Genomic DNA, 25,256 nt, shown 5'->3' on the forward strand with positions numbered 1-25,256 from the left:
CACTTCTTACTTTTCCAAATAGGTATACCGGAGAAACCGTGGAAAAATCAGCCAAATAAAAACGCAGTCCCATTAAGGAACTGCGTCTAATAAATAATTTAACGATAATTTACAAATTGTACATCGACAGTTAAATCGGCTTCTTTCACTGCGGTAATAATTTGCTGTAAGTCATCTCTATTTTTCCCTGTAACCCGTACTTGGTCGTCTTGAACTTGGCTTTTCACTTTTAAACCACTGTTTTTTACGATTGTATTGATTTTTTTTGCATTTTCTTTATCAATTCCCGAAATAAGCTTCGCTCTTTGGCGGACTGTACCACCAGATGCGCCCTCGAGTTTTCCATAGTCTAAGTTTTTAATTGGAACACCTCGTTTAATTAACTTTCCAATTAAGACATCCTTTAATTGTTCAAGCTTGAATTCATCGTCAGAAACAAGAACAAGTTCTTCTTTATCCAAGGTAACGTCGCTTTTACTCCCTTTAAAGTCGTAGCGGGTGCTAATTTCTTTCATTGCAATATTGATTGCGTTCGTGACTTCAGCAAAGTCAACTTTGGATACAATATCAAATGAACTCTCTTTTGCCATAATAACCTCCGGTAACATTTTTATTCTAAGTCTAATTATAGTAAAATATAGCAGTCTAAACAACTTTTACAAAATTATTACTTATTATAATTCAGGAGGAAGAGATAATGTCTCTATATGAATACACCGGTCGAACAGTGGAGTTAACTGTTTCACGCATTGCCGATTTCGGCTATTTTTTAACGGATGGGGAGCAAGATGTTCTCCTTCATTTTAATGATACGAATCAAGAGTTTTCTGAGGACGATAACGTAACTGTCTTTCTTTATGTAGACTCAAATGGCCGGCTTACAGCCACGACTACGATACCTGAGGTTTCTGTTGGGACCTATGCTTGGGTACCCGTCGTTAGTGTAAAGCAGGATTTAGGAGCATTTCTTGATATCGGGATAAAAAAAGATATCTTACTCGGAATAGACGATTTGCCTACTTTTAAAACGGTTTGGCCACAAGAAGGAGATATGTTGTACATCACATTACGAGTTACTAAAAATCAGCAGATTTATGCGCGGATGGCGAGCGATCAAATCATCCAAGAAATTTCAATATCGGCATCAAGGGAAGAATTTAATAAAAATGTTCACGGTCATATATACCGGACAGCGAGAGTCGGAAGTTGGATGATCACAGCTGAAGGTTTCCGTGGTTTCATCCACGAATCCCAGCGGAAAGAAGAACCAAGGATTGGGGAAAAAGTCGAAGGGCGAATTATTGACGTAAAAGAAGACGGTTCGGTAAATATTTCCCTGTTGCCTAGAAAACAGGAAGCACTTGATGAAGATGCAAAAATAATTATGGATTACCTCGAGTTACGAAATGGTGCAATGCCATACAGTGATAAGAGCATGGCTGAGGATATTATGGAGCGGTTTAATCTTAGTAAGTCATCTTTTAAAAGAGCGTTAGGACGACTGATGAGAGACGGGAAGGTTTATCAAGAAAAAGGGTGGACCTATAAAAAAGAAGAGAAATAAAATGAGGCTGACCAACTTGGTCAGCCTCATTTTTTTATAAGTGATCGGTTTTTTTAGAGTATTGATTCTTCCCAGCTTTACGGTTTTTCTCCGCTAACATGTTTTTTTCGTGACGTAACGCATTATTGTCTTTGGCTTTTTTATCGTTATCAGAAGTATGTGGCATCGTTAATTCTCCCTTCCATAAGTCATCAACTTTAGCTTGCCAACTTCATTTGCGGAGTATACAAGCCAATAACTAAGTCAATCTCCATGAACCTTGGTAGTGAAACCAGATTTGCTATTGCTAGGAAGGAAGCTTATTTAAAAAGAAAATTGCGATTGTGCCGGGGCCGGTATGAGAGCCAATAGTGGCACCGACTGAAGTGATTACTACTTCTTTTGGTTGAAAAGCTTGAACAATTTTCTCTTTCATTTCATTGGCAGTCGTTAAATCATCTCCATGGCTAATTCCGATGATTTGTGATTCCATTTGGTTTCCTCGTTCTTTCATCAATTCAATCATGCGATTTAACAGTTTTTTCTTTCCGCGTATTTTTTCAATCGGAACGAGTTTTCCATCTTCAACATTTAAAAGTGGCTTAATATTTAGGATTCCCCCAAGGAAGGCAGATGCCTTTGAGAGACGTCCTCCTTTTGCTAAATAATCAAGGTCGTCAACGGTAAATAAATGTTCCATATGAAGGCATCTAAAACGTATATCGCTAAGAATTTCTTCCTTTGTAGCGTTGTTTTTCGCCATACGTACGGCTTCCATGACAACAAGTCCGAATCCAAGGGAAGCGCATTTTGTATCAACAATAGTTAAATCTATGTCCGGATATTCTTCTTTTACTTGCTCATGGACCATGACAGCGGTTTGATACGTGCCAGATAATTCAGAAGTAAACGCTATGTATATGCCAGGTTGTTTACTTTTAGCAATTTCAACAAAAGCTTCTTTAAAAGCTAATTGTGAAGGCTGTGATGTTTTTGGGTGTTTTCCATTACGAATTTGATTGTATACTTCATTCGGCTGGATTGTTTTTTGATCTTCATATTCGTTGTTATCTATAAGTACTTTTAATGGAATCATTGTTACGTCATTTTTTTCAAAAAACTGAATGGGTAAATCACATGCGCTATCTGCTATAATTTTTACTCCCATAAATTCCACCTTCTTACTCCTATTATGACTTTAGTTTAGCTTTTTCGTTAATAAAATACAATCAGAAGTACTGAAAATAGGGAAAGAAGGGAAAACCATACAAAAAGGGAAAGGAGGATGGAATGTTGCCTAAGGTCCATGCGAAGAAGTTCTTTATTGTTCTCGTCGGAGCAATATTAAATGCCATCGCTATGAATTTCTTTTTAATCCCAGCCAATGTTTATGCAAGTGGATTTGCTGGTTTTGCCCAATTAATCTCGAGTATTTTTGCTGAATTTACTCCCTTTTATCTTTCAACAGGGATTCTTCTGTTTCTATTAAATGTTCCTGTCATTATTCTTGGGTGGAAAAAGGTAGGAAAATCCTTTACAATTTATAGTTTTCTATCGGTATTGCTAATGTCCTTATTTCTTGAACTTTTACCGATTATTCACGTATCCGAAGATATTCTTCTCAATGCCGTATTTGGAGGAGTCATTTCTGCCTTAGGTGTAGGACTTACGCTGAAATGGGGAGCATCAACAGGTGGGATGGATATTGTTGCGATGGTTTTGTCAAGAATGCATGATCGTCCGGTTGGGACATATTTTTTTACCTTAAACAGTATTATTATTGTTACCGCAGGCTTCTTATATGGCTGGGAAAAAGCGTTATATACCCTTGTCCAGCTCTATGTGTCCACACGTGTCATTGATGCGGTTCATACTAGACATGAGAAATTGACAGCAATGATCATAACGGAAAAAGAAAATCAATTAAAAAAAGCGATTCATCGCTGCTTAACTAGAGGGATTACGACGCTGCCTGCAAAAGGCGGTTTTACAAACGCAGATAAGACGATGCTGTTTATCGTCATCACACGTTATGAGTTATATGATTTGCAGAGAGTCATAAGGGAAGTAGACCCGCAGGCGTTTACAAATATTGTTGAAACTTCTGGTGTATTTGGTTTTTTTCGTCGGGAATAGTTTTTTAAAGAAGGTCGTACATATAAAAAAACGAATCGGAAAGGAATTAAGATGCGTATGAAGAAAATTTTTCTCGTCTTTCCACTTCTTTATTTTCTTGTTAGCCCACTGAATTCTACTCATGGGAACGAGCGGAATAACGCAGAGGAACTGCTGTTTTTTGTTGACCCAATTGCAACGTCTGAAAAGATATCTTTTGAATTGGTTTTGAAAAATGAAAGCGATTCGCCGAAAGAGTTAGAGTTTCCGTCAAGTCAACTTTATGAGCTAACTGTCCGGGATCCAGACGGAAAGATTGTATACACTTTTTCAGAGGATAAAATGTTTGCCCAAGTGATTACAACTGTACAGCTTGCCCCAAAAGAAAAAAAAGTTTGGGTGGAAGAGTGGATACATTCATTGCAGCCCGGTGCTTATGAAGTTACCGCACAATTACTGTCATCTAAAGCTCCGCTATCGGATACGAAGAACATGAATGTCCCTGCGGAAAATCCGGTATTTAAAGAAGTAGAAACGAGTGGGAAAGGGGGAAATTATGTCGTGAAAGGTTTGGCCAATCCAACAAATGGGCAATTCTTTTATACGGTGGAAGATGGACATAATGAATTAGTCCTAGAAACAGCAGTATCCACGAAGACAACAAATGGTAAATGGTATCCTTTTTCGATTAAACTTTCAATTCCAAAAGAGAAACTGCCTAGAAATGGCACGCTCGTTTTACATCTCTACGAGCGTAGTGAGCAGAATGAAATCATCCATTCGTACCCAGCTCTATTAGAAACATTTTACTAAAAAACAATGAAAAGCTGGCACAATTGTGCCAGCTTTTCATTGTTAATTTTTAATTGAATCAAGCTCGTCTTGATATTGGTGCAACTGTTGCTTTTCAGCGAGTGTTGAATTGGCAAATGCAGAAGAAAGAGCGTTCTCGGCACGCTTGATGGAATCTTGACGTTCTTCTCCATTAGCGCTTTTTGCCATCGAAACCGCCTGTCTTGCTTCTTGAAAGAGACGGTTACCCATTATATCCCTCCTACAGAGGAATTCTTCTGATTGGACATTTTCCTTGCTTCAGCTTCAGCATATGTGGTGTGGTACGGGATTCGTTCGGCATGCCTACTTACACTATCTGTTCCTTGCTGGACGAAGCGCTTCGACTTATTCGACTTTCCCATATTACCCCTCCATTCAATATCAGAGCATGATTTGAAACAGAGTCTCATCTGCTTCATTCATTAGTATGCTCTACGACTACGTTGAAAAATCAAAAAAGTCTTTCGGAAATTAACAGCTTTTTTCCAACCCCGTTCCCGTTCAGCAAGGAGTTAAGTTATAGGACCTTTAAGTTTAATAAATCGTTTAAGTAAACCGCGATTCCATCATCCTCATTTGACAATGTGACTTCGTTCGCAATATTTTTGACAGCGTCTATTCCATTCCCCATTGCGATTCCGTGGCCAGCGTAATCTAACATCTCAAGGTCATTGTCTTCATCCCCAAAAGCAATGACTCTTTCGGGTGGAATATTGAAATAATCTGCCGCCTTTTGTAAGCCAACCGCTTTGTTAAGGCCAGCTTTCACAATTTCAATTACATGCCACGGAGTTGCCCAACTTCGGTGATCAATCACTTCAGCATGTACTTCAGATAAATGACCCCGAATCGTGGCTAATTGATCTTCTTCCGTATGAATTAACATACTAGTTGGGGATCGTTTTAAAAATTTACGTAAGTCGCCGGTCGTAATGTTCGGTTCGCCAAAATTAAAAATTTCAAATAGCTTTTCGTCATGATAATGAAAATACACATCATCAATGACTTCGGCAATAATGTTATGGAAGTGGAATGAATCAAGTGCTTCGACTATCTCCTTGGCCACTTGAACAGATAGTGGAGAATGATGAATCCCCCAACCATTATCAAGCGGATGATGAACAAAAGCGCCATTAAAATTGACAATCGGAGTATCTAACTTTAGTTCACGGTAATACATCTCACTTGAACGATAGGGCCTTCCAGTGGCAATCATGACCTGATGCCCTTGTTCTCGTGCTTTCTTGAGAACAAGTTTATTTTTTTCGGAAATGGTTTTATCATCTTTTAAAAGCGTTCCATCTAAATCCAATGCAATTAAATGTTTTTCGGCCATAAAAACTCCTTCTCTTCTTTATTATTCTTTAAATGATAACAATTTCGTATATATAATCAATATGTTGTTATGGTAACCATTTTACATATTTATTTTAAAAAAATCATTTAATAGGTTTCCATCGGAAAAGATATGATTATGCGGACGAAATGTCTTGCATTTAGAGAGTAAGAATGAAGTTAAAGATTCACAAGGTCTAAAGGCTGTAAAAGAAAGCAAAAACTGTTAAGATAAAACTGTATCAGGATTGAAAAAGGAGTGAACGATATTGGATCAAGAGTTAAAAGATAGTATTATGGGTGCTTTAGAGATGGTTGTTGACCCTGAATTAGGAGTAGATATTGTTAATTTAGGGCTTGTATATGATGTGGAGTTAAATGACGAAGGGTTGCTAAATGTAACGATGACTTTAACTTCAATGGGCTGCCCTATGGCTGGGACCATTGTCGAACAAGTGAAGCATTCGGTTAGTGATTTACCTGAAGTGAAGGACACTGAAGTTAACATTGTTTTCACTCCTCCATGGTCAAAGGACATGATGTCGCGTTACGCAAAGATTGCCCTTGGCGTTAGAGATTAATAATGGCGTTCCCGTCTGGATATCGTTCCAGGCGGTTTTTTTGTGTATCAAGCATGAGCTTGAAAAGAAAGTGAATGTATTGTGAATTTTATCTAAAAGTACTTGTTACAATATTGAATAATGTGACAAAGTTAACAATTTAACCAATACGCTTATGATAATATAAATTTCATTCAAAGAGAATACTTAACAAACAGACACCTTACAGGAGGAGTTTATATGGCTAGGATTACTAATTGGAACCCAGAAGATAAGTCTTTCTGGAAAGTGGAAGGGAAAAGACATGCTCAGAGGAATCTGTGGATTTCGGTTCCTTCTTTAATGATGGCCTTCATCATTTGGCAAATATGGTCGGTCGTTTCTATTAGGCTGAATGATATAGGTTTTGCTTATACCGATGCACAATTATTTACCCTTGCTGCCTTGCCAGGGTTAGTCGGGGCGACACTTCGGTTTATTTATACATTTGGTACGGGGGCATTTGGTGGACGAAATTGGACTGTTTTTGCAACGGGGATTTTAATTATTCCTGCATTAGGAATTGGCTTTGCTGTACAAAATCCAGAGACTCCGTATTGGGTGATGGTGTTACTGGCAGGTCTTTGTGGTTTAGGTGGCGGGAATTTTTCATCATCGACTGCGAATATCTCCATGTTCTTTCCGAAAGCTGAAAAAGGAACAGCATTAGGAATCAATGGCGGTTTAGGAAATATGGGTGTTTCCGTTGTTCAGTTTGTTACACCTTTAGCGATTGCGACAAGCACTTTTGCTTTTATTGGTGGAAACACAGAAGGTCAAGTTTTGCCTGATGGCACTCAAGTTTGGTTGCAAAACGCCGCATTCGTCTGGGTTATTCCAATCGTCCTTCTAACTGTTGCTGCTTATTTTGGAATGGATAACCTACCAAATGCGAAGCAATCAGTGGCAGAACAATTCCTTGTATTAAAGCGTAAACACACTTGGATCATGACAATTCTTTATGTAGCTACGTTCGGATCGTTTATTGGCTACTCAGCAGCCTTTCCATTAGTGTTAAAAAATCTCTTTCCTGAGTACATAGGACTTGCATGGATTGGCGCATTTTTAGCTGCCGCGGCTCGCCCGGTAGGTGGTTGGCTTTCTGATAAGTTTGGCGGCGTACTGATTACAGCGATTTCCTTTGTAGTTATGTCAATCGGTGCAATCATTGTTATTTACTATACAAATTCTTTAAATTTCACAGGGTTTTTAACGTCCTTCTTAATTTTATTTATCGCGGCAGGTGCGGGTTCAGGGTCCACTTTCCAAATGATACCAAATATTTTTTCGGCGAAAGAATCAGCACCTGTTCTTGGGATTACAGCTGCATTTGCTGCTTATGGGTCATTCTTTATCCCACAATTATTCGGGTGGTCGACTTCGAACTTTGGCACACCGATAAACGCTCTTTACATTTTTATCGTTATTTACATTCTGTCATTCATATTAAACTGGTATTATTACCAGCGTAAAAATGCAGAAGTAAAAATTAAATAAAAATTCTCAAGGTCCAGATATTTATCTCTGGACCTTTTGTTGTACACGAGTTCAATCTATTTCACAAAACTGCCATAGTCAAAGATTAAAAAGTGAGGTATCTCACTTTTTACTATTGAAAAGTTACTTATAATTGTATTACAAGTTAAAAATAGGAGGCGCATAGAAAATGTTTTCAAGGGACTTTCATAAAGATCCATTTATAGTGATATGGGAATTGACAAGGGCATGCCAGTTGAAATGCCTGCATTGCCGCGCCGAAGCTCAATACCGTAGAGATCCAAGAGAATTGAATTTTGAAGAAGGTAAGCAATTAATTGATCAAATATACGAAATGAATAATCCGATGCTTGTTTTTACCGGTGGAGATCCGCTAATGAGGGAGGATGTTTTTGATATCGCGTCTTATGCCATTCAAAAAGGTGTACGCGTCTCAATGACACCTAGCGCTACCCCGAATGTAACGAAGGAAGCCATTGAAAAAGCAAAGGAAGTAGGTTTATCCCGTTGGGCATTCAGTCTTGATGGACCAACGGCTGAAATCCATGATCACTTTCGTGGAACAGCCGGTTCATTTGATTTAACAATGGAAAGAATTAAATATTTACACGAGCTTGAAATCCCGATTCAAATCAATACAGTCATTTCCCGATATAATTATGATTATTTGGATGAGATGGCACAGCTTATTGAAGAGCTAGAATGTGTGTTATGGAGTGTGTTTTTCCTAGTTCCAACAGGTAGAGGTCAAGAGAAAGACATGATTTCTCCAGTTGAACATGAAAAAGTGTTTAATTGGTTATATGAATTAAGCAAAAGAGTGAATTTTGACATTAAGACAACGGCGGCACAACATTATCGTCGTGTCGTTATCCAAAATAAAAGGCGGGAAGCAAAAGAACAGATGGAAGAAATACAATACCTAGATGCTTTGACACAGCAAGGGATGACAGGTTCAATTGATGGACTTGGAAGGGCACCTAAAGGTGTAAACGATGGCAATGGTTTTGTGTTTATTTCTCATATCGGTGATGTGTATCCGAGTGGGTTACTTCCTGTAAAAGCAGGGAATGTACGTGAACAGCCTTTAGCGGAAATTTATCGCGAATCTCCTATCTTTAAAGCATTAAGAAACCCAGATGGATTTAAAGGAAAATGTGGTCAATGTGAATTCAAATATGTGTGTGGCGGCTCGCGCTCGAGAGCATATGCAATGACTGGCGATTACCTTGAGAGTGAACCGTTCTGTGTGTATGTTCCAAAAGCACTGCGAAACCAAAAAGAGCGGAAATTATAGGCAGGGGAAAAGTTGGAATGAAATAGTTCGTTCCTCTCTTTTTATAAAAAAAAGTGGAACCGGTTTGCTGGTTCCACTTCTATTCAATGCTGCAGTACACTGCTGGACAGTTTTCGCAGCCGATTTCTGCTTTTAAATAATCCAAATTATGAACGATAATTTTCCCTTTTGTAATAGAAATGATAGATTCACGTTTTAAATCATTTAGGATTCGGTTTGTGCTCTCTCTTGATGTACCACAGAAGTTAGCTAACTCTTGATTGGTCAAAGGTAGGTCAATTAATATTCCATCCTTACAGTCAACACCATAACTGTTCGTCATCCGGATAAGCGTTGAAAACAATGCCCCTTTTTTTCCGTTAAGAACAAGGTCACGAAATTTAGTCTGTGTTTTACGGAAGTGATCACTCATCCATTTCATGAATTCAAAGGCAAGTGAAGGATTTTGGAAGATTTCTTTTTCGATAACGTCCTTCTTAATTGCGGCAATTTCGCCTTCTTCGATCACTAATGCACTTAATAAATATTTAGGTGATTCGGTGAACAAAGTTAACTCACCACATAGATCATTTTCGCCGCAAATACGGAGTGCTAGTTCACGGCCATCCTGTGTAATTTTACTTATTTGAACCTTTCCAGAGATGAGGAGATATAGTTCGTCCGCATCCATCCCTTCTTGGAAGAGGTAAGTCCCTTTTTTTGCGTGAATTGTTCGATCTGCAAATTTTAGTAATTCTTTTATTTCAATCGAGTGTGTGGATTTTGTTAGTTGAGGCATGCTCATCACCCTTTTTAGAGTTAATTTCGTTATCTAACTAATATTAACATCGCTATAGTAAAAAACACATACTCGAAGATAATTGTTGAAAAGTTGTCACCTTTTTCTGTGATGTTGTTCATATTTTTGTAAAAATTTTACCGTGAAGATGTATGCTATTATAAATATCTACGATTAAAATTCACATATTATTTTTGTTTTGTGAAAAAAGGTAGGAATAAGAATAATGATTGAAACGTGACAACATCATGACATTTATCGTATTTACACTATGGATGTAGTTTTTGCTGTTATATTTATAGTATCATTAAATTGAACACAAAAATTCTCATAGTACTTAAAGGGTTAAGAATCGAATATGTTCAGTATTAATGGCCAATAACAAAACTTCAACACTGGAGTTGATAGGATGAATAAAGAGTTAGTAAAAGATAAATTAAATAGACCATTAAGAGATTTACGCATATCCGTTATCGATCGTTGTAATTTCCGATGTACTTACTGTATGCCGGCTGATATTTTTGGCCCGGATTTTGCGTTTCTTCCAAAAAGTGAGCTATTATCATATGAAGAAATAGAACGAGTGGCTAAAATTTTTATTGGTCTTGGTGTTGAGAAAATTAGGCTTACAGGGGGAGAACCGCTATTAAGACAGGACCTTCCTATTCTAATAGAAAAACTTTCAGTCATTGATGGCTTAGCAGATATTGCCTTGACGACAAATGGAGTCATGTTACCGAAGCTGGCCGGCCAGTTAAAAGCGGCGGGATTAAAGCGTGTAAATATTAGTTTAGATACATTAAATGATGAGTTGTTTGGTCAAATGAACGGTCGCGATGTAGGAACAGGCCCTGTTATTAAAGGGATTAAAGCGGCTCAAGCAGCTGGTTTAGGGATAAAAATTAATATGGTTGTAAAAAAAGGCCTTAATGACCATGAAATTCTGCCTATGGCTCATTTCTGTAAAAACGAAGGGTTGGAGCTTCGTTACATCGAATTTATGGATGTGGGCAGCACAAACGGATGGAAAATGGATGATGTAATTACGAAAAAAGAAATATATGAAATGTTAAAGGAAGAATTTGAATTAGAAAGAACAGGTTCAGCTTATTATGGCGAGGTAGCTAAACGTTACAAATATAAGGGAACAGATACACATGTTGGGTTTATTTCTTCTGTTTCCGAAGCCTTTTGCTCCACATGCACAAGGTCAAGATTATCTGCTAATGGACAACTATTTACTTGTTTATTTAATGGCAATGGCTATGATATACGTGACTTTATGAGGGCTGGTGCGAGTGACGAGGAATTGAAAGCTCGAATCATCAAAATTTGGAATGGCCGCACAGATCGTTATTCCGAAGAAAGAACAGCAGAGACTGTAGCTAACCGCAAGAAAATTGAGATGTCTTATATAGGTGGATAAAAAGAATCGTTCCCAAGGCAAAATGTCTTCGGGAACGATTCTTTTTGTAAAAAAAAACTCCCGGAAGTCCGGGAGCTTTCTGTCATCTCTTACGCTTCAAAATAACGTGGGAAGAGAATATTATTTTCTAGGTGAACATGCATAAAGGTGTGTTCTTCTAGCATTTCTAAACGTTTATATACTAAGCGGTACGTACCGCATGCATCGATTGGTGGTTCAAAATCGGAAGTAACATCTCTTAGGTCTTTAAGAATAGCACCTGCATGGTCATGTTCCTTCTCCAATTCTTGAATTTCCTCAAGAATTTGCTCGCGATTTTTAACATTTGGATCATCTAATGAAAGGAGGGATGGGAAAACGGTCGCATCCTCTTTTGCTGTGTGTTCTAATAATTCCCTTTTTAGTTCATAGAATAAATCATGCATTTTGATTAACTCAGGATGATTGTCACCGTGAACACGAGCAACTTTTGTTACATACGGACTCATAAGTGCAAGCTCTTCTTCAAGAGTGCGATGATATTTGTCTTGAATATGTTTTACAAGGACAGCAGATTCAGTTTGTGTCCAAAATTCCATATCTTCTGCTGAATTTGCATTTTTTTCATAAAGTTCCTCAAGCTCTGTCATCAAGCTTTCAACGTTTACGGATTTTTCAGCTGCTGCATCAGCTAACGGAACAGTTCCCCCGCAGCAGAAGTCAATTCGATTTTTCTTAAAAATATCACTTGATTTTGGGAAAAGATTTACGATGTCTCTTACTAATGTATGTTGATTAAATGGAATTTGCATTAAAATTTCCTCCTTCAAATGGGTTAAATGTTTGTTTACAATCTCATCATATAGGAAATGGTGTTATTGTTAGGTGATTTGTATCACACATGTTTATTTTTTTCGAATAAAACGAGAAATAAATATGATTTCATGAATTTGTGATATTTTTCATGAAAAGGAAATCTATATAGCCTTATAATTAAGGTATTAATGATAAATTAACGCCTTTAGTAGGAGCTGAAAATATGTTAGAAAAAAGAACACCTATTCAAATTGGTGAAGCTGTTAGCAGAATCATGCAATATAAAATAAATGGATCAATTGAATTCGTTTCAATTGATGAGAGCTATGGAAGGTTTTTGTCCGAAGCTTTAAAAGCGACGAGTGATGTCCCTCATTTTAATCGTGCACCATATGACGGCTATGCGGTTCGTTCAGAAGATACAAAAGAGGCATCACAAGCAAATCCGGTCAAATTTGAAGTTATTGACCATATTGGCGCAGGAATGCTAACAAACAAGGAGCTTGGCCCATTTCAAGCTGTCCGAATTATGACAGGAGCACAAATGCCAATCGGAGCCGATGCTGTCGTGATGTTGGAGTTAGCGAAAGAACTAGAGGAAGATGGAAACCGGTATATGACGGTGAAAAAGGTGCATAAACAAGGCGAGAACGTGTCTTATCGTGGCGAAGATGCAAAAGAGGGAGAAGTTCTTGTTAAAAAAGGTACGGTTATTAATCCAGGCATTCAGGCGATGTTGGCGACATTCGGGTATGCTAAAGTGCCTGTTGCCAGAAAGCCGGTAGTCGGTCTTTATGCAACAGGGACAGAACTGTTAGAAGTCGGAGAGCCACTAGTACCAGGGAAGATTCGCAATAGTAATTCCCATATGATTGCAGCTCAAATTAAAAGAGCCGGTGCTGACGTTCATTATTTTGGTCAGTTACCAGATGATTTTGATACTTGTTTTGAGGCTGTAGAAAAAGCAATTGAGGAAGTAGATCTTTTCATTACAACCGGTGGAGTTTCTGTTGGGGATTTTGATTATTTGCCACAAATATATGAAAAACTTGGAGCAGAGGTTCTTTTTAATAAAGTAGCCATGCGTCCGGGAAGTGTGACAACTGTGGCCCAGTTGAATGGAAAGCTCTTATTTGGTCTTTCAGGGAATCCTTCTGCATGTTATGTTGGCTTCGAATTATTTACGAGACCGATCATTCGAACGATGCTTTTTTCAGAGAAACCGCAGCTTCGCAAAGAAAAGGCCGTACTTGATGCGAATTTTCCTAAAGCCAATCCTTTTACACGGTTCGTTCGAAGTACCTTGACAATTGAAGATGGGAAACTTGTTGTTTCACCAAGCGGACTTGATAAATCGAATATTATAATGAGTCTTGCTGGGGCGAATTCACTGATGATTTTACCAGGGGGAACAAGGGGGTTTGAACGGGGCGATATTGTAGATGTATTATTGCTTGATGACCAAGTAGGGTCCGAATGGCCTTGGTAAAGTCGGTTATTTTTCAAATTGTTGGTTACCAAGATAGTGGGAAAACAACAATGATGATTGAGGTTGTTAAGCGGCTCGCAAGCGAAGCTTATCGAGTTGTTACAATTAAGCACCATGGTCATGGGGGGAAGCCTGATTTGGCCGAGAAGAAGGATTCCGTTCGACATGTAGAGGCAGGTGCTTTAGCTTCATTAATTGAAGGGGAAGGCAGAATTGTCATCCAAGCTGAAAAAACTGAATGGAGTTTGCAGGAAGAAATTCAATGGTTGTCCGCATTAAATCCTGATCTTGTCTTAATTGAAGGTCATAAACACGCAAATTTTCCGAAGGCTGTACTGCTCAGGAATGAACGCGATGTTCACCTTCTTGAAGAACTCCAAAACATTCAAGTTGTTTATTGCCGTAGTACAGATTTAGCGGACTCTCTCAAGAACTCGTATCCATTCCCTGTTATTACTGTTGTTAATGACGTTCATACATGGATCCTTGAATATGTGAAAACCGAGTTGGAAAATAAATAAAAAGAAAAAGTTCGAAATTTGGACATATCGACAACTTTTATCACTGTGCTTGCCTGTTTAAATAGGTAAAATATTAATTGAAATACCTGTTTAAATACGTTGCAGGGGTGAAAATGATGGAAATGTATGAAATCTTATTATGGGTGGTATTTCCTTATACTGTATTAGCTATTGTCGGCATGGGGCTTATATGGCATCGTCAGAACTCATGCGGATCGAAAGGGCAAAGGCTATTAACGGGTGTTATAAATAGTTTGTTTATTTTAAGTACGGTGTCAGGATTGGCAATGATTTATTTTTCAAATGAATACGCGCAGTTTTTCTTATGGTTAATTAGTTTAATTAAACTTAATCCAGATATGAGTTTGATTACGACAATTTCCGTACTCCCAAAGGTGCATTTTCTTATTACCTTATTCTTTTTGCTCGGTCTTGCTTTTAGCAATAAAATTGTTTACGTATTAAAACCTCATTTATTTATAAAGAATTTTATCATAAGATATCAAGTGGCTAAAAGGCACCTATAAGGTGTCTTTTTCTTATGCCAATTTCAGATCCTTTTTGACGATTCTGTGAAGGTCTATTTTTAGTGAATCAAAATGTGATGAGGTTCACTTATTATATATAAATATATGGTTTATAGTAAAAATAGATTATAAAGGGGTGAGTGTAATGAAGTTGTTTTTACCGAAGCAGCATGGCGCATGGGCGATGCTTATCATTCCATTTTGGCTAGGAGCAGCAGCAACTGAAATCGTATGGCAGCACATTCCATTTTTCTTCGGGTGGATTTTATTATATTTAGCTACGTATCCAATGCTTTTGCTTTTTAAAGGGAAAAATATTTCATTTTATCGAAAATGGACAATTATTTATCTAATACCCGCACTATTATTGCTAATGGTTCCATTATTTACAACGCCATCCATTATTTACTTCGGTTTGGCAATGATTCCTTTCTTTATTATTAACGTTTACTTCTCAAGCAAAAATAACGATCGTGCGCTTTTAAATGATGTGAGTGCGATTATTACTTTTTCCATCGCAGGCTTAGCAAGTAGCTACTTAGCGAATGCTGGAATAAATCCTGAAGCGATGCTTGTCTTTGTCGTTTCCATCCTGTTTTTTATCGGTAGCACCTTTTATGTTAAAACAATGGTACGAGAAAAGAAAAACATTCGTTATAAATATATTTCATGGACTTATCATTTAGTTGTAACAATACTATGGCTTTTAATAGGAGAGTGGGTAGTAGCAATCGCTTTTCTTCCAAGCCTTATCCGAGCAATTGTGTTTTACGGGAATCCCCTTGGGATGATGAGATTAGGAATCTATGAAATTGTTAATGCAGTCCTCTTCTTCATTATTATGTTATTTGCTATCCTTTAATTAATGAAAAAACACGGCCACCTGGTCGTGTTTTTTCATTTTTAGAAGTTCTATTTAAATAAATTAAAAAATTTTGTACATTTTTCGTAAAATTAGTTGCGTTTCATAAGAGGAGTTTTTATAATAAGAGGAACCGAAATTAATAAATATAAGTAAAGATGATTATTTATACATAATCATGGAAGGAGGAACAGAGTGAAAGTAGCGGTCATAGGTACGACAGGATATGGTGGGGGCGAGTTGATTAGGATTTTATATAATCATCCTATTTTCCGCATTCACTCAATCCACTCAACGAGGGATGAAGAACCAATCACAGCAGAGTTCCCTCATCTTACTGGTGTATTTGAACAAACGTTAACAAAGGCGGATCCAGAGGTGATTGCAGAGGAAGCAGATCTTGTTTTTCTTGCGACACCATCGAGAGTTTCAGGAAAGCTTGCAGAGGCTTTCTACGGAAAAGACATCCAAGTTGTTGATTTATCCGGGGATCTTCGTTTACAGAAACAAGGGGAATATGAACAATGGTATAAACATGAGCCAGTAAACCAGGAAGTGATTAAGGAAGCTGTATACGGGCTCAGTGAATGGAATAAAGAACAGATTAAGAATGCGAAGCTTGTTGCAAATCCAGGCTGTTACCCTACAGCTACGCTCCTCGGTCTTGCTCCAGTAGCAGCTGCAGGTTTGGTAGAACCAAATGGAATTATTATCGATGCAAAATCAGGTGTTTCAGGTGCAGGAAAAAGCTTGACCAAAGGGAATGCATTTGCAGAAATGAATGATAATTTTAGAATTTATAAAGTAAATGAACATCAGCATATTCCAGAAATTCAACAGCAGTTAAATCTTTGGGATGAAGCGATTGCGCCGATTACTTTTAATACACATTTGATTCCTATTACAAGAGGAATTATGGCAACGATTTACGTACAGTTAAAAAAGGAATTAGCCACCTCGGAAGTTATTGATCTTTATAAAGAGCAGTATCATAACCATCCGTTTGTAAGAGTAAGAAACGAAGGGCAATATCCATCAGTAAAAGAAGTATGCGGTTCAAATTATTGTGATATTGGCTTGAACGTAGATCAACGAACCGGAAGGCTAACAATTGTTTCTGTCATTGATAATTTAATGAAAGGTGCTGCAGGTCAGGCGGTACAAAATGCCAATATAATGAACGGGTTGGAAGAAAAAATGGGATTGGATTTTGTTCCTATTTATCCGTAAGGAGGACATGATGAAACAGGCATTAACGGAGGAAGATATAGTTAAAGTAGTAGAATCAGGAAGTGTATTAACTCCCAAAGGATTCATGGCGGGAGGAACACATGCTGGTTTAAGGTATAGTAAGCTTGATATCGGCATTCTTGTCAGTGAAACACCAGCTAGCTGTGCAGCTGTTTATACAACGAGCCATTTTCAAGCAGCCCCGCTATTAGTCACGAAGGAAAGCATTGCAAAAGCAGGCACGATTCAAGCGGTGATTGTTAATAGTGCATGTGCCAATGCTTGTACAGGACAAAAAGGGCTTGAAGATGCTTATAAAATGCGCTCATTAACATCGGATGCGTTTAATATAGAAGAAAATTTCATTGCTGTCGCTTCTACAGGTGTCATTGGCGAATATTTACAAATGGATAAAATTGAATCCGGGATTCAATCGCTATCTCCTGGTAAGTTAAAGGAAAATGCAGAAGACTTTCAAACAGCGATTCTTACAACAGATACCGTTATAAAAGGTAGTTGTTATCAAGCGCAAATTGATGGGAAAACCGTCTATGTTGGTGGTGCCGCGAAAGGATCAGGGATGATCCATCCGAATATGGCTACGATGCTAGGCTTTGTGACAACCGATGCAAATATTTCTTCAGAGCACTTAAGTGTTGCTTTAAAAGAGGTTACCGATTTGACTTTTAACCAAATTACCGTAGATGGTGATACGTCAACAAATGATATGGTGCTTGTCATGGCGAACGGGCTAGCAGGCAACGACACGCTTACTCCAGAACATCCAGAATGGCCAGTTTTCGTTGAGTTGCTTAAAGCAAATTGTGAAAGTCTGGCAAAGCAAATTGCTAAGGATGGAGAAGGGGCAACAAAGTTAATCGAAGTTTCTGTAACGGGAGCAGCTTCTAATGAGGAAGCAAAGGCAGTTGCGAAGCAAATTGTTGGATCAAACCTTGTAAAGACAGCGATTTATGGAGCAGATGCAAACTGGGGCCGAATTATTGGTGCAGTTGGTCAAGCGAAAGCTTTCGTAAACCCTGATACAGTCGATATTAAATTAGGTTCAATCGATATGTTGAAGTCGAGCAATCCAATCTCCTTCTCTGAAGAAGAAGCAAAGGCTTATTTAGAAAATGATATAGTCGAAATAAAGGTCAACTTAAATGTTGGCGAGGGAATAGGAATGGCTTGGGGCTGTGATTTAAGCTATGACTATGTCAAAATTAACGCAAGTTATCGTACGTAAGAGGTGTAGGTGTAATTATGAAAACGATCGTTATTAAATGTGGAGGCAGTGTCCTCGATGAGGTGTCACCAAGTTTTTTCGATGCATTGCATTCGTTAATTTCACACGGTTATCATCCAGTGATTGTTCACGGTGGCGGTCCAGCTATTAATAAAATGCTAGACTTAAAAAAAATAGAATCAAAGTTTCATAATGGCTTACGTATTACCGATGAACAAACGATGGAAATCGTTGAAATGGTGCTATCAGGGGTTACGAATCGACAGCTTGTCGGTTTGCTGGAAAAAAACGGACTGAAAGCGATTGGTTTAAATGGAAGCGATGGAAAATGTTTGCAAGCAGATTATATAGATAAAGAAAAACTCGGTTTTGTTGGAAACGTTACGTCGGTAAATCAATCGTTTATTTTTAAGATGGTTGAAGAAAATTTCATCCCAGTTATCACACCGATTGCTGCAGCTAACGATGGATTTAGATTAAATATAAACGCTGACTACGCGGCGGCGGCTGTGGCAAAAGCGTTACAATCTGAACGTTGTCTTTTTGTTACAAATGTAGACGGAATTCTAATTGATGGCAAGATGCTTAAAGAAGCATCAGTAATAGAAATTGAACAATATATCGCTGAAGGCCATATTTATGGGGGGATGATTCCGAAAGTGGAATCAGCGGTGTCTGTCCTTGAAAAAGGCATCGATAAAGTGATGATCGCTTCCGGAAAAAAAGCATTCTATGATGATGGACAATGGATGGGAACAGTGATCACCAATAAAGAGAGGGTCTTAAAATGAGCCATTTATTTCCAACCTATGCACGCTGGGAAGTCGAACCGCAGAGTGCAAAAGGTGCGTATATTACGGCAACAGATGGAAAAAAGTACTTAGATTTTACTTCAGGAATCGGCGTATGTAATCTTGGGCATTGTCCGCCGCAAGTGGAAGAAGCTGTCCAAAACCAACTACAGAGGTTTTGGCATGTATCAAACTTATTTCCACAATCTGCACAAGAACAGGCAGCAAAAATGCTAGCAGATGCCGCTGGTCTTGATAAAGTGTTCTTTTCAAATAGTGGAGCAGAGGCGAACGAAGCTGCAATAAAACTGGCACGCAAAGCAACTGGACGTTCAAAAGTTCTCTCTTTTACGAAATCCTTTCATGGGAGAACATTCGGTTCAATGGCTGCTACTGGTCAAGATAAGATTAAGCATGGCTTTGGACCAATGTTAGAAACGTTTGTTCATCTTCCTTTTAACGATCTTGATGCATTTATGCAGGCCATTGATGAGAATACAGCGGCTGTAATTCTTGAAGTGATACAAGGTGAAGGCGGAATCAATGTTGGGAGTCAAGCGTTTTTATCGGGAGTAGAAAAGGCGTGCAAGGCCAATGGTACGTTACTAATTATTGATGAGATTCAAACAGGGATTGGACGTACTGGAAAACCGTTTGCCTTTCAACATTATCAACTTAAACCAGATATCATTTCCGTAGCTAAAGGGTTAGGAAGTGGGTTTCCAATTGGTGCGATTATTGGGAAAGAAGAGCTTGTTGACGCATTCGGGCCAGGCAGTCACGGAACAACTTTCGGAGGCAATCCTCTTGCTGTCTCAGCTGCCATCGCTACGATGGAAACGATTTTTACTGAATCGTTTTTAGAGGAAAGTAACGCAATTGGTGATTATTTATTTAAAAAATTAGAAGATAAACTGAGTCATATAGCTGGGGTTAATGAAATTAGAGGCCTTGGGTTAATGATTGGGATTGAGATTACGGGAAATGTAGCGGGTGTTTTATCCGAATTACGTTCAAAAGGTTTAATTGTTTTACCTGCTGGTGAAAATGTTGTCCGTTTGCTTCCGCCGTTAAATAGTAAAAAAATAGAAATAGATCAGGCAGTAGAATTGTTAGAGGAGACGTTTATTAATCAATCCACAGCAAAAAAATAATTTTTTTTGAGAAATAATGAATAATTATGAATTTTATTATATAATTATTCAGTTGAGGGGTGTGTTATGGAAGGATACTTGCATCTAAGTAATGGGAGTTCGTATAAAGGTGATTGGGTTGGAAAAGAACCTGTTCAAGATATACAAGGGGAGGTTGTCTTTTTTACAGGAATGACAGGCTATCAAGAAGCGTTAACGAACCCTTCCTGTAAAGGCAAAATTGTGGTGTTTACGTATCCGCTTATTGGGAACTACGGAATTAATAAAGAGGATTCAGAGAGTATGGAGCCCCAGCCTGCTGCAATTATTGTTTACGAAACAGCGGGAAATGGTTTTCATTATGAATCAGAAATAAGTCTTGGTGATTATTTACAAAAGTGGAATATCCCAATTCTCTCACATATAGATACTCGCGCGGTTGTAAAAAAAATCCGTGAACATGGATCAATGCCGGCTGTCCTTTCATGTGAGGAAAAGGCAAGTGGCTCGTTCGATTTGAAAGAGGATGTAAAAGTCAGTCATGTTTCAACGTCGAAAACGGTTAACTACGGAAATGGAGAAGACCATATTGTAATTTTGGATTTTGGCTATAAAAAATCTATTTTAGATTGTTTATTGGAAAAAGAGTGTAAGGTCACTGTCGTTCCATATACGAGTTCAGCAGACTTTATTCAATCTCTAAAGCCAGACGGAGTCTTATTGTCGAATGGACCTGGTGATCCAAAGAATCTTCAAACAATCCTTCCACAAATTAAAAAAATAGTTGAACAATACCCAACACTAGGGATTAACTTAGGGCATCAACTTGCAGCATTAGCGCTAGGTGCCGATACGAAAAAAATGCACTTCGGGCATCGCGGAGGAAATCAACCTGTCCATGATAAGACGACCGGAAAGGTGTTTATGTCATCGCAAAATCATAGTTATGTTGTCGATGAAAAAAGCTTAGAAAATACAGACCTGTCAGCACGGTTCATCAATTGCAATGATGATACGGTTGAAGGGCTTTCTCATAAGTCTTTGCCACTTATAACTGTTCAGTTTCACCCTGAGGCCCATCCTGGTCCTACAGACAGTCATTTTATTTTTGATGAATTTTTTAATCTTGTACAATCAACGAAGCGGAGAGTAGTGAATTATGCCTAAAGATACTAGTGTTAAATCCATCTTAGTGATCGGTTCTGGACCGATTATCATCGGTCAGGCAGCGGAGTTCGATTATGCAGGAACACAAGCTTGCATCGCCTTAAAAGAAGAAGGTTACCGTGTTATTCTGTTAAATAATAATCCAGCAACGGTTATGACTGATCCTGACTTTGCAGATGCCATTTACTTTGAGCCTATGACTGTAGAGAATGTCGAGAAAATCATTGCGAAGGAAAGGCCAGATGGCCTGCTTGCAACTCTCGGTGGTCAGGCTGGATTGAATATGGCGTTTCAGCTTAGCGAGCATGGAATCATTGAAAAGTATAATTTAAAAGTACTTGGAACATCGATTGCATCGATTAAACAAGGAGAAGATCGAGACGCATTTAGAAACCTCATGAAGGAATTAAATGAGCCTGTTCCTGAAAGTGAGATTGTCCATACAGTCGAAGCTGCGCTTCAATTTGCAAACGAGACAGGCTATCCAGTCATAGTCAGACCTGCCTATACATTAGGTGGGACCGGTGGCGGAATCGCCGAATCGGAAGAAGAATTATCGACGCTTGTAAGCGGGGGATTAAACGAAAGCCCTATTCACCAATGTTTAATTGAAAAGAGCATCGCTGGATATAAAGAAATAGAGTATGAAATGATGCGGGATGCCAAAGGGACATGTATTGCCATATGTAATATGGAAAATTTTGACCCAGTCGGCATTCATACTGGAGATTCGATTGTTGTTGCTCCTTCTCAAACATTAACGGACCGTGAATACCAGATGCTACGAACGGCAGCGGTTAAAATCATTTCAGCATTAGGAATTGTCGGCGGTTGTAATATTCAGTTTGCGCTTGATCCAGTCAGCAAAAATTATTATTTAATTGAAGTGAATCCGCGCGTTAGTCGTTCCTCTGCTCTTGCCTCTAAAGCAACAGGCTATCCGATCGCACGAATGGCGGCAAAACTTGCAGTAGGGTACTCATTATTTGAATTGAAGAATCCTGTAACGGGAAATACATTTGCAAGTTATGAGCCTGCGCTTGACTATGTCGTTGTAAAAATTCCAAAATGGCCGTTTGACAAGTTTCCTCATATCGAACGCCGTCTAGGAACTCAGATGAAGGCAACAGGCGAGGCAATGGGAATAGATCGGAATTTCGAACGTGCCCTGATGAAAGCTGTGCGCTCGCTAGATATGAATATCGAAGAGCTAGCATTGCCGTCGTTAAAACAAAAACAAATAGCGGAATTAGTGTCACTGTTAAATGAACAATCGGATGAGCGTCTGTTTGTTATTATCGAATTGCTTCGTCGCGGAGAAAGCAAGGAATTTATTCATCAAGAAACAAAAGTAGATTTATTCTTCCTTGAGAAGCTAGTAGGCATTGTTCATTTGGAACAGGAAATTGCTAAGTTAGACTTTGATGATGTAACAGCTGAACAGTTAGCGTTTTATAAAGAAAAGGGCTTTAGTGACTATCAACTTGCAAATGTGTGGGGACTTTCACCAGCAGATTTACGATCAAGAAGGCTGAGTCTTGGGGTCCAACCTAGTTATAAAATGGTTGATACATGTGCAGCTGAATTTCAATCAAATTCGAATTATTTTTATTCCTCCTATTTTGGCGAAAACGAAGCGCCACATTCGGAAAAACATAAGGTATTAATTGTCGGTAGTGGCCCAATTCGCATTGGGCAGGGAGTAGAGTTTGATTACTGTTCGGTTCATGGAGTTCTTGCCTTGAAAGAGGAAAAAGTTGAAACAATCATGATTAATAATAATCCTGAAACAGTAAGTACTGATTTTACCTTATCAGATCGGCTCTATTTTGAACCTTTATGCCTTGAGGAAATCCTTGATGTTATCGAGGCTGAGGGGATTGATCAAGTCATTGTACAACTTGGTGGCCAAACAGCACTTAACTTGGCTAAAGGGTTGGAACAATATGGAGTCAATCTGCTTGGAACAAGTTCGGAAATGATTGACCTATTTGAAGATCGTGATAAGTTTTACGGGTTGTTAGATGAATTAAAAATCCCTAGAGTAAAAGGGATGATGGCAGCAAATCAAGGTGAATTATTGAAAGCTGTTGACACAATTGGCTTCCCAGTTTTAATTCGTCCATCCTATGTGATTGGTGGGCAAGATATGGTCGTCATTGAGAATGAAGATAAACTGGAAGGTTATCTAGCTGAAAGTATCATTTCCTATCCTGTGTTAATTGATCAGTTTTTACCGGCAAAAGAGGCAGAAATTGATCTTGCAGCGGATGGAAAACATATGATCGTGCCAGCAATTATGGAGCATGTGGAAAAAACTGGAGTTCATTCTGGTGACAGTTTATCGTTGATACCTGCACAAACTTTATCAACATCGGTACAAAAGAAAATTCTTGATTATGCATCAGCAATCATTCAATACACAGGATATAAAGGTCTAATGAATATTCAATATATTATTTCTGATGAAGATGTCTATATATTAGAAATCAATCCGCGCTCAAGTCGAACGATGCCAATCGTCAGCAAAGTGACGGGTGTTCCGTTAGTGAATAAAGCGACAAAAATATTGCTTGGGAAATATAAACTGTCGAAAGATGAATTACCTACAATCAATGGTGATACAAATCCTTATGTTTGTTTGAAGTACCCAGTGTTCTCTAATTTCGCATTAAGAGGTTTAGACATAAAAACGGGTCCGCAAATGATGTCAACGGGTGAAGGCATTAGTGTAGGTGCATCAACTGAAGAAGCATTTAAGAAATATTTCTCGTCATTGACTGTGAAAACAGATGGAAATATAATTCTTTACCATTCCTGTAATGATGATGTTATCATCAAAGAAGCAGCAGAACATGAGATTGAAATGGTAAAATTTGCAGGGGAAATGGATGCGAATAATGTCATTGGAGTTTTCTGTACTGGGAACAGTGCGGAGGACATTGCTCTTAGACAATGGGCGATTCGTCAACGGAAACTTATTTTTTCGCACAATGAAACAATGAAAGCCTACTTAAAAGGAAAAAAGGCGACAGAATGGAATGTTAAATCGATGGAAGAATGGCTATTTCAAAATGAAAAGGATGTGGCACTGCAATGAGTGTACCTCAACAGACAAAAGAACTTTCTTTAAAAGGAAAACACTGTCTGACCATTTCAGAATTTTCTAGTGAAGAAATTCAGTTTTTAATTGATAAAGCTGTGGAATTAAAAACAAATGGAAACGGACAAAAACCATTATCCGGAAAAATTTTAGGGATGATTTTTGAAAAAAACTCAACAAGAACTCGAGTTTCCTTTGAAGCAGGTATGCTTCAACTAGGGGGCCAAGCTATTTATATGAATAGCCATGATTCACAGTTAGGAAGAGGAGAACCGGTTTCAGATACAGCTAAAGTTCTTTCGCATTATGTGGATGCAATCATGATTCGGACCTATTCGCATGAGCGGATTCAAGAATTAGCTGATCATTCCGATGTTCCAGTAATTAATGGCTTGACAGATATCGCTCATCCATGTCAAGCACTTGCGGATGTGTTAACTCTAAAAGAGCAAAAAGGTACGTTAAAAGGATTAAAGCTTGCTTATGTAGGAGATGGCAATAATGTTGCGAATTCGTTAATGGTGATTTCAGCAAAATTAGGAATTGATTTTGTAATTGCTGCGCCTAAGCAATATTGGCCAGCAGAGAAAGTTGTTAACGAATGTAAAGAAATTGCCAAACAAACGGGAAGTAGCTTATTAGTGACTGAAGACGTTGTCGCAGCTGTCAAAGATGCAGACGCAGTTTATTCCGATGTTTGGACTAGTATGGGGCAAGAAGAGGAAAATGAACAACGTTTAAAAGATTTTTCTGGGTATCAAGTGAACGAAGCATTAGTCAACCATGCGAAACCTGATTATATCTTTATGCATTGTCTTCCAGCCCATCGTGGCGAAGAGGTCTCAGCGGAAGTCATTGATGGTACAAATTCAGTGGTCTTTGAACAAGCAGGAAATCGCCTCCATGCCCAAAAGGCATTACTCGTTGAACTGTTAAAGGATTAAAAAGAGGCAGTGCAAATGCACTGC

General features: G+C 38.4%; 26 protein-coding genes. 18 read left to right on the forward strand and 8 right to left on the reverse strand.

The window, feature by feature from the left end; translation table 11 throughout:
- Positions 1-98 precede the first annotated feature (98 nt).
- Positions 99-590: a YajQ family cyclic di-GMP-binding protein gene (locus GNT69_RS18305; RefSeq protein WP_203556430.1), complete on the reverse strand. Its 492-nt coding sequence runs from the start codon at positions 588-590 to the stop codon at positions 99-101.
- A gap of 107 nt (positions 591-697) precedes the next feature.
- Between GNT69_RS18305 and GNT69_RS18310 the strand changes: the two genes are divergently transcribed.
- The gene (locus GNT69_RS18310) at positions 698-1,564 is read left to right on the forward strand and encodes a CvfB family protein (protein WP_203556431.1); all 867 of its coding nucleotides are present in this window, start codon (positions 698-700) and stop codon (positions 1,562-1,564) included.
- Between the two features lie 34 nt (positions 1,565-1,598).
- Here GNT69_RS18310 and GNT69_RS18315 read toward each other — a convergent pair whose 3' ends face one another.
- Together GNT69_RS18315 and GNT69_RS18320 are read right to left on the reverse strand one after the other, a co-directional pair.
- Positions 1,599-1,730 (reverse strand): DUF3941 domain-containing protein, encoded by a 132-nt coding sequence (locus GNT69_RS18315; protein WP_203556432.1) that lies wholly within the window; start codon positions 1,728-1,730, stop codon positions 1,599-1,601.
- A gap of 120 nt (positions 1,731-1,850) precedes the next feature.
- Positions 1,851-2,711, reverse strand: a complete 861-nt coding sequence (locus GNT69_RS18320; RefSeq protein WP_203556433.1) for a DegV family protein — start codon at positions 2,709-2,711, stop codon at positions 1,851-1,853.
- Between the two features lie 122 nt (positions 2,712-2,833).
- Here GNT69_RS18320 and GNT69_RS18325 point away from each other — a divergent pair, with 122 nt between their 5' ends.
- Complete coding sequence (locus GNT69_RS18325; protein ID WP_203556434.1) at positions 2,834-3,679, forward strand: YitT family protein; 846 nt, start codon at positions 2,834-2,836, stop codon at positions 3,677-3,679.
- A gap of 57 nt (positions 3,680-3,736) precedes the next feature.
- The gene (locus GNT69_RS18330; protein ID WP_203556435.1) at positions 3,737-4,471 is read left to right on the forward strand and encodes a BsuPI-related putative proteinase inhibitor; all 735 of its coding nucleotides are present in this window, start codon (positions 3,737-3,739) and stop codon (positions 4,469-4,471) included.
- Between the two features lie 42 nt (positions 4,472-4,513).
- Here GNT69_RS18330 and GNT69_RS18335 read toward each other — a convergent pair whose 3' ends face one another.
- The 3 genes from GNT69_RS18335 to GNT69_RS18345 all read right to left on the reverse strand — a co-directional run bounded on the left by GNT69_RS18335 (position 4,514) and on the right by GNT69_RS18345 (position 5,828).
- Positions 4,514-4,702, reverse strand: a complete 189-nt coding sequence (locus GNT69_RS18335) for a DUF3813 domain-containing protein (RefSeq protein ID WP_203556436.1) — start codon at positions 4,700-4,702, stop codon at positions 4,514-4,516.
- Positions 4,702-4,854 (reverse strand): hypothetical protein, encoded by a 153-nt coding sequence (locus tag GNT69_RS18340; protein WP_203556437.1) that lies wholly within the window; start codon positions 4,852-4,854, stop codon positions 4,702-4,704. The genes GNT69_RS18335 and GNT69_RS18340 overlap by 1 nt, the downstream gene beginning before the upstream one ends.
- Positions 4,855-5,009: 155 nt before the next feature.
- Positions 5,010-5,828 carry a Cof-type HAD-IIB family hydrolase gene (locus GNT69_RS18345; RefSeq protein ID WP_203556438.1) on the reverse strand — a complete coding sequence of 273 codons (819 nt, stop codon included), beginning with the start codon at positions 5,826-5,828 and terminating at the stop codon, positions 5,010-5,012.
- A 268-nt stretch (positions 5,829-6,096) separates the two neighbouring features.
- On the opposite strand from GNT69_RS18345, the gene GNT69_RS18350 reads away from it, so the two are divergent.
- The 3 genes from GNT69_RS18350 to GNT69_RS18360 all read left to right on the forward strand — a co-directional run bounded on the left by GNT69_RS18350 (position 6,097) and on the right by GNT69_RS18360 (position 9,220).
- Positions 6,097-6,408 (forward strand): metal-sulfur cluster assembly factor, encoded by a 312-nt coding sequence (locus GNT69_RS18350; protein WP_203556439.1) that lies wholly within the window; start codon positions 6,097-6,099, stop codon positions 6,406-6,408.
- A 219-nt stretch (positions 6,409-6,627) separates the two neighbouring features.
- The gene (locus GNT69_RS18355; protein WP_203556440.1) at positions 6,628-7,923 is read left to right on the forward strand and encodes an MFS transporter; all 1,296 of its coding nucleotides are present in this window, start codon (positions 6,628-6,630) and stop codon (positions 7,921-7,923) included.
- A 169-nt stretch (positions 7,924-8,092) separates the two neighbouring features.
- Positions 8,093-9,220: a TIGR04053 family radical SAM/SPASM domain-containing protein gene (locus tag GNT69_RS18360; protein WP_203556441.1), complete on the forward strand. Its 1,128-nt coding sequence runs from the start codon at positions 8,093-8,095 to the stop codon at positions 9,218-9,220.
- A gap of 79 nt (positions 9,221-9,299) precedes the next feature.
- On the opposite strand, the gene GNT69_RS18365 is transcribed toward GNT69_RS18360, so the two are convergent.
- Positions 9,300-9,998: a Crp/Fnr family transcriptional regulator gene (locus GNT69_RS18365; RefSeq protein WP_481747682.1), complete on the reverse strand. Its 699-nt coding sequence runs from the start codon at positions 9,996-9,998 to the stop codon at positions 9,300-9,302.
- 409 nt (positions 9,999-10,407) lie between these two features.
- On the opposite strand from GNT69_RS18365, the gene moaA reads away from it, so the two are divergent.
- Positions 10,408-11,424: a GTP 3',8-cyclase MoaA gene (moaA, locus tag GNT69_RS18370; RefSeq protein WP_203556443.1), complete on the forward strand. Its 1,017-nt coding sequence runs from the start codon at positions 10,408-10,410 to the stop codon at positions 11,422-11,424.
- Positions 11,425-11,513: 89 nt separating this feature from the next.
- Here the strand turns inward: moaA and ric are convergent, their stop codons facing one another.
- Positions 11,514-12,215, reverse strand: coding sequence for an iron-sulfur cluster repair di-iron protein (ric, locus tag GNT69_RS18375; RefSeq protein ID WP_203556444.1), 702 nt, complete (start codon positions 12,213-12,215; stop codon positions 11,514-11,516).
- A gap of 227 nt (positions 12,216-12,442) precedes the next feature.
- On the opposite strand from ric, the gene GNT69_RS18380 reads away from it, so the two are divergent.
- From GNT69_RS18380 to argF, 11 genes are all read left to right on the forward strand, one after another.
- Entirely contained in the window at positions 12,443-13,708 is a 1,266-nt protein-coding gene (locus tag GNT69_RS18380) for a molybdopterin molybdotransferase MoeA (RefSeq protein WP_203556445.1), read from the forward strand.
- Positions 13,696-14,229, forward strand: a complete 534-nt coding sequence (gene mobB / locus GNT69_RS18385) for a molybdopterin-guanine dinucleotide biosynthesis protein B (RefSeq protein ID WP_239094325.1) — start codon at positions 13,696-13,698, stop codon at positions 14,227-14,229. Before GNT69_RS18380 ends, mobB begins: the two co-directional genes overlap by 13 nt.
- Before the next feature lie 113 nt (positions 14,230-14,342).
- Positions 14,343-14,756 carry a hypothetical protein gene (locus GNT69_RS18390; RefSeq protein WP_203556446.1) on the forward strand — a complete coding sequence of 138 codons (414 nt, stop codon included), beginning with the start codon at positions 14,343-14,345 and terminating at the stop codon, positions 14,754-14,756.
- Positions 14,757-14,901: 145 nt separating this feature from the next.
- A complete protein-coding gene (locus GNT69_RS18395) occupies positions 14,902-15,618 on the forward strand; it encodes a YwiC-like family protein (RefSeq protein ID WP_203556447.1) in 717 nt (238 codons plus the stop codon).
- Between the two features lie 195 nt (positions 15,619-15,813).
- A complete protein-coding gene (gene argC / locus GNT69_RS18400; protein WP_203556448.1) occupies positions 15,814-16,848 on the forward strand; it encodes an N-acetyl-gamma-glutamyl-phosphate reductase in 1,035 nt (344 codons plus the stop codon).
- A gap of 10 nt (positions 16,849-16,858) precedes the next feature.
- On the forward strand, positions 16,859-18,094 hold the full coding sequence (gene argJ, locus GNT69_RS18405) for a bifunctional ornithine acetyltransferase/N-acetylglutamate synthase (protein ID WP_203556449.1): 1,236 nt from the start codon (positions 16,859-16,861) through the stop codon (positions 18,092-18,094).
- 17 nt (positions 18,095-18,111) lie between these two features.
- Positions 18,112-18,885, forward strand: coding sequence for an acetylglutamate kinase (gene argB, locus GNT69_RS18410; protein ID WP_203556450.1), 774 nt, complete (start codon positions 18,112-18,114; stop codon positions 18,883-18,885).
- Positions 18,882-20,039 (forward strand): acetylornithine transaminase, encoded by a 1,158-nt coding sequence (locus tag GNT69_RS18415; protein ID WP_203556451.1) that lies wholly within the window; start codon positions 18,882-18,884, stop codon positions 20,037-20,039. The genes argB and GNT69_RS18415 overlap by 4 nt, the downstream gene beginning before the upstream one ends.
- Positions 20,040-20,105: 66 nt before the next feature.
- Positions 20,106-21,185 carry a carbamoyl phosphate synthase small subunit gene (locus GNT69_RS18420; protein WP_203556452.1) on the forward strand — a complete coding sequence of 360 codons (1,080 nt, stop codon included), beginning with the start codon at positions 20,106-20,108 and terminating at the stop codon, positions 21,183-21,185.
- Positions 21,178-24,285 carry a carbamoyl phosphate synthase large subunit gene (locus tag GNT69_RS18425; protein ID WP_203556453.1) on the forward strand — a complete coding sequence of 1,036 codons (3,108 nt, stop codon included), beginning with the start codon at positions 21,178-21,180 and terminating at the stop codon, positions 24,283-24,285. Before GNT69_RS18420 ends, GNT69_RS18425 begins: the two co-directional genes overlap by 8 nt.
- On the forward strand, positions 24,282-25,232 hold the full coding sequence (gene argF, locus GNT69_RS18430; protein WP_203556454.1) for an ornithine carbamoyltransferase: 951 nt from the start codon (positions 24,282-24,284) through the stop codon (positions 25,230-25,232). Before GNT69_RS18425 ends, argF begins: the two co-directional genes overlap by 4 nt.
- Positions 25,233-25,256 lie beyond the last annotated feature (24 nt).

Origin of the sequence: Bacillus sp. B15-48 (assembly GCF_016879755.1) — a bacterium.
Classification (GTDB): Bacteria; Bacillota; Bacilli; order Bacillales; family Cytobacillaceae; genus Mesobacillus_B.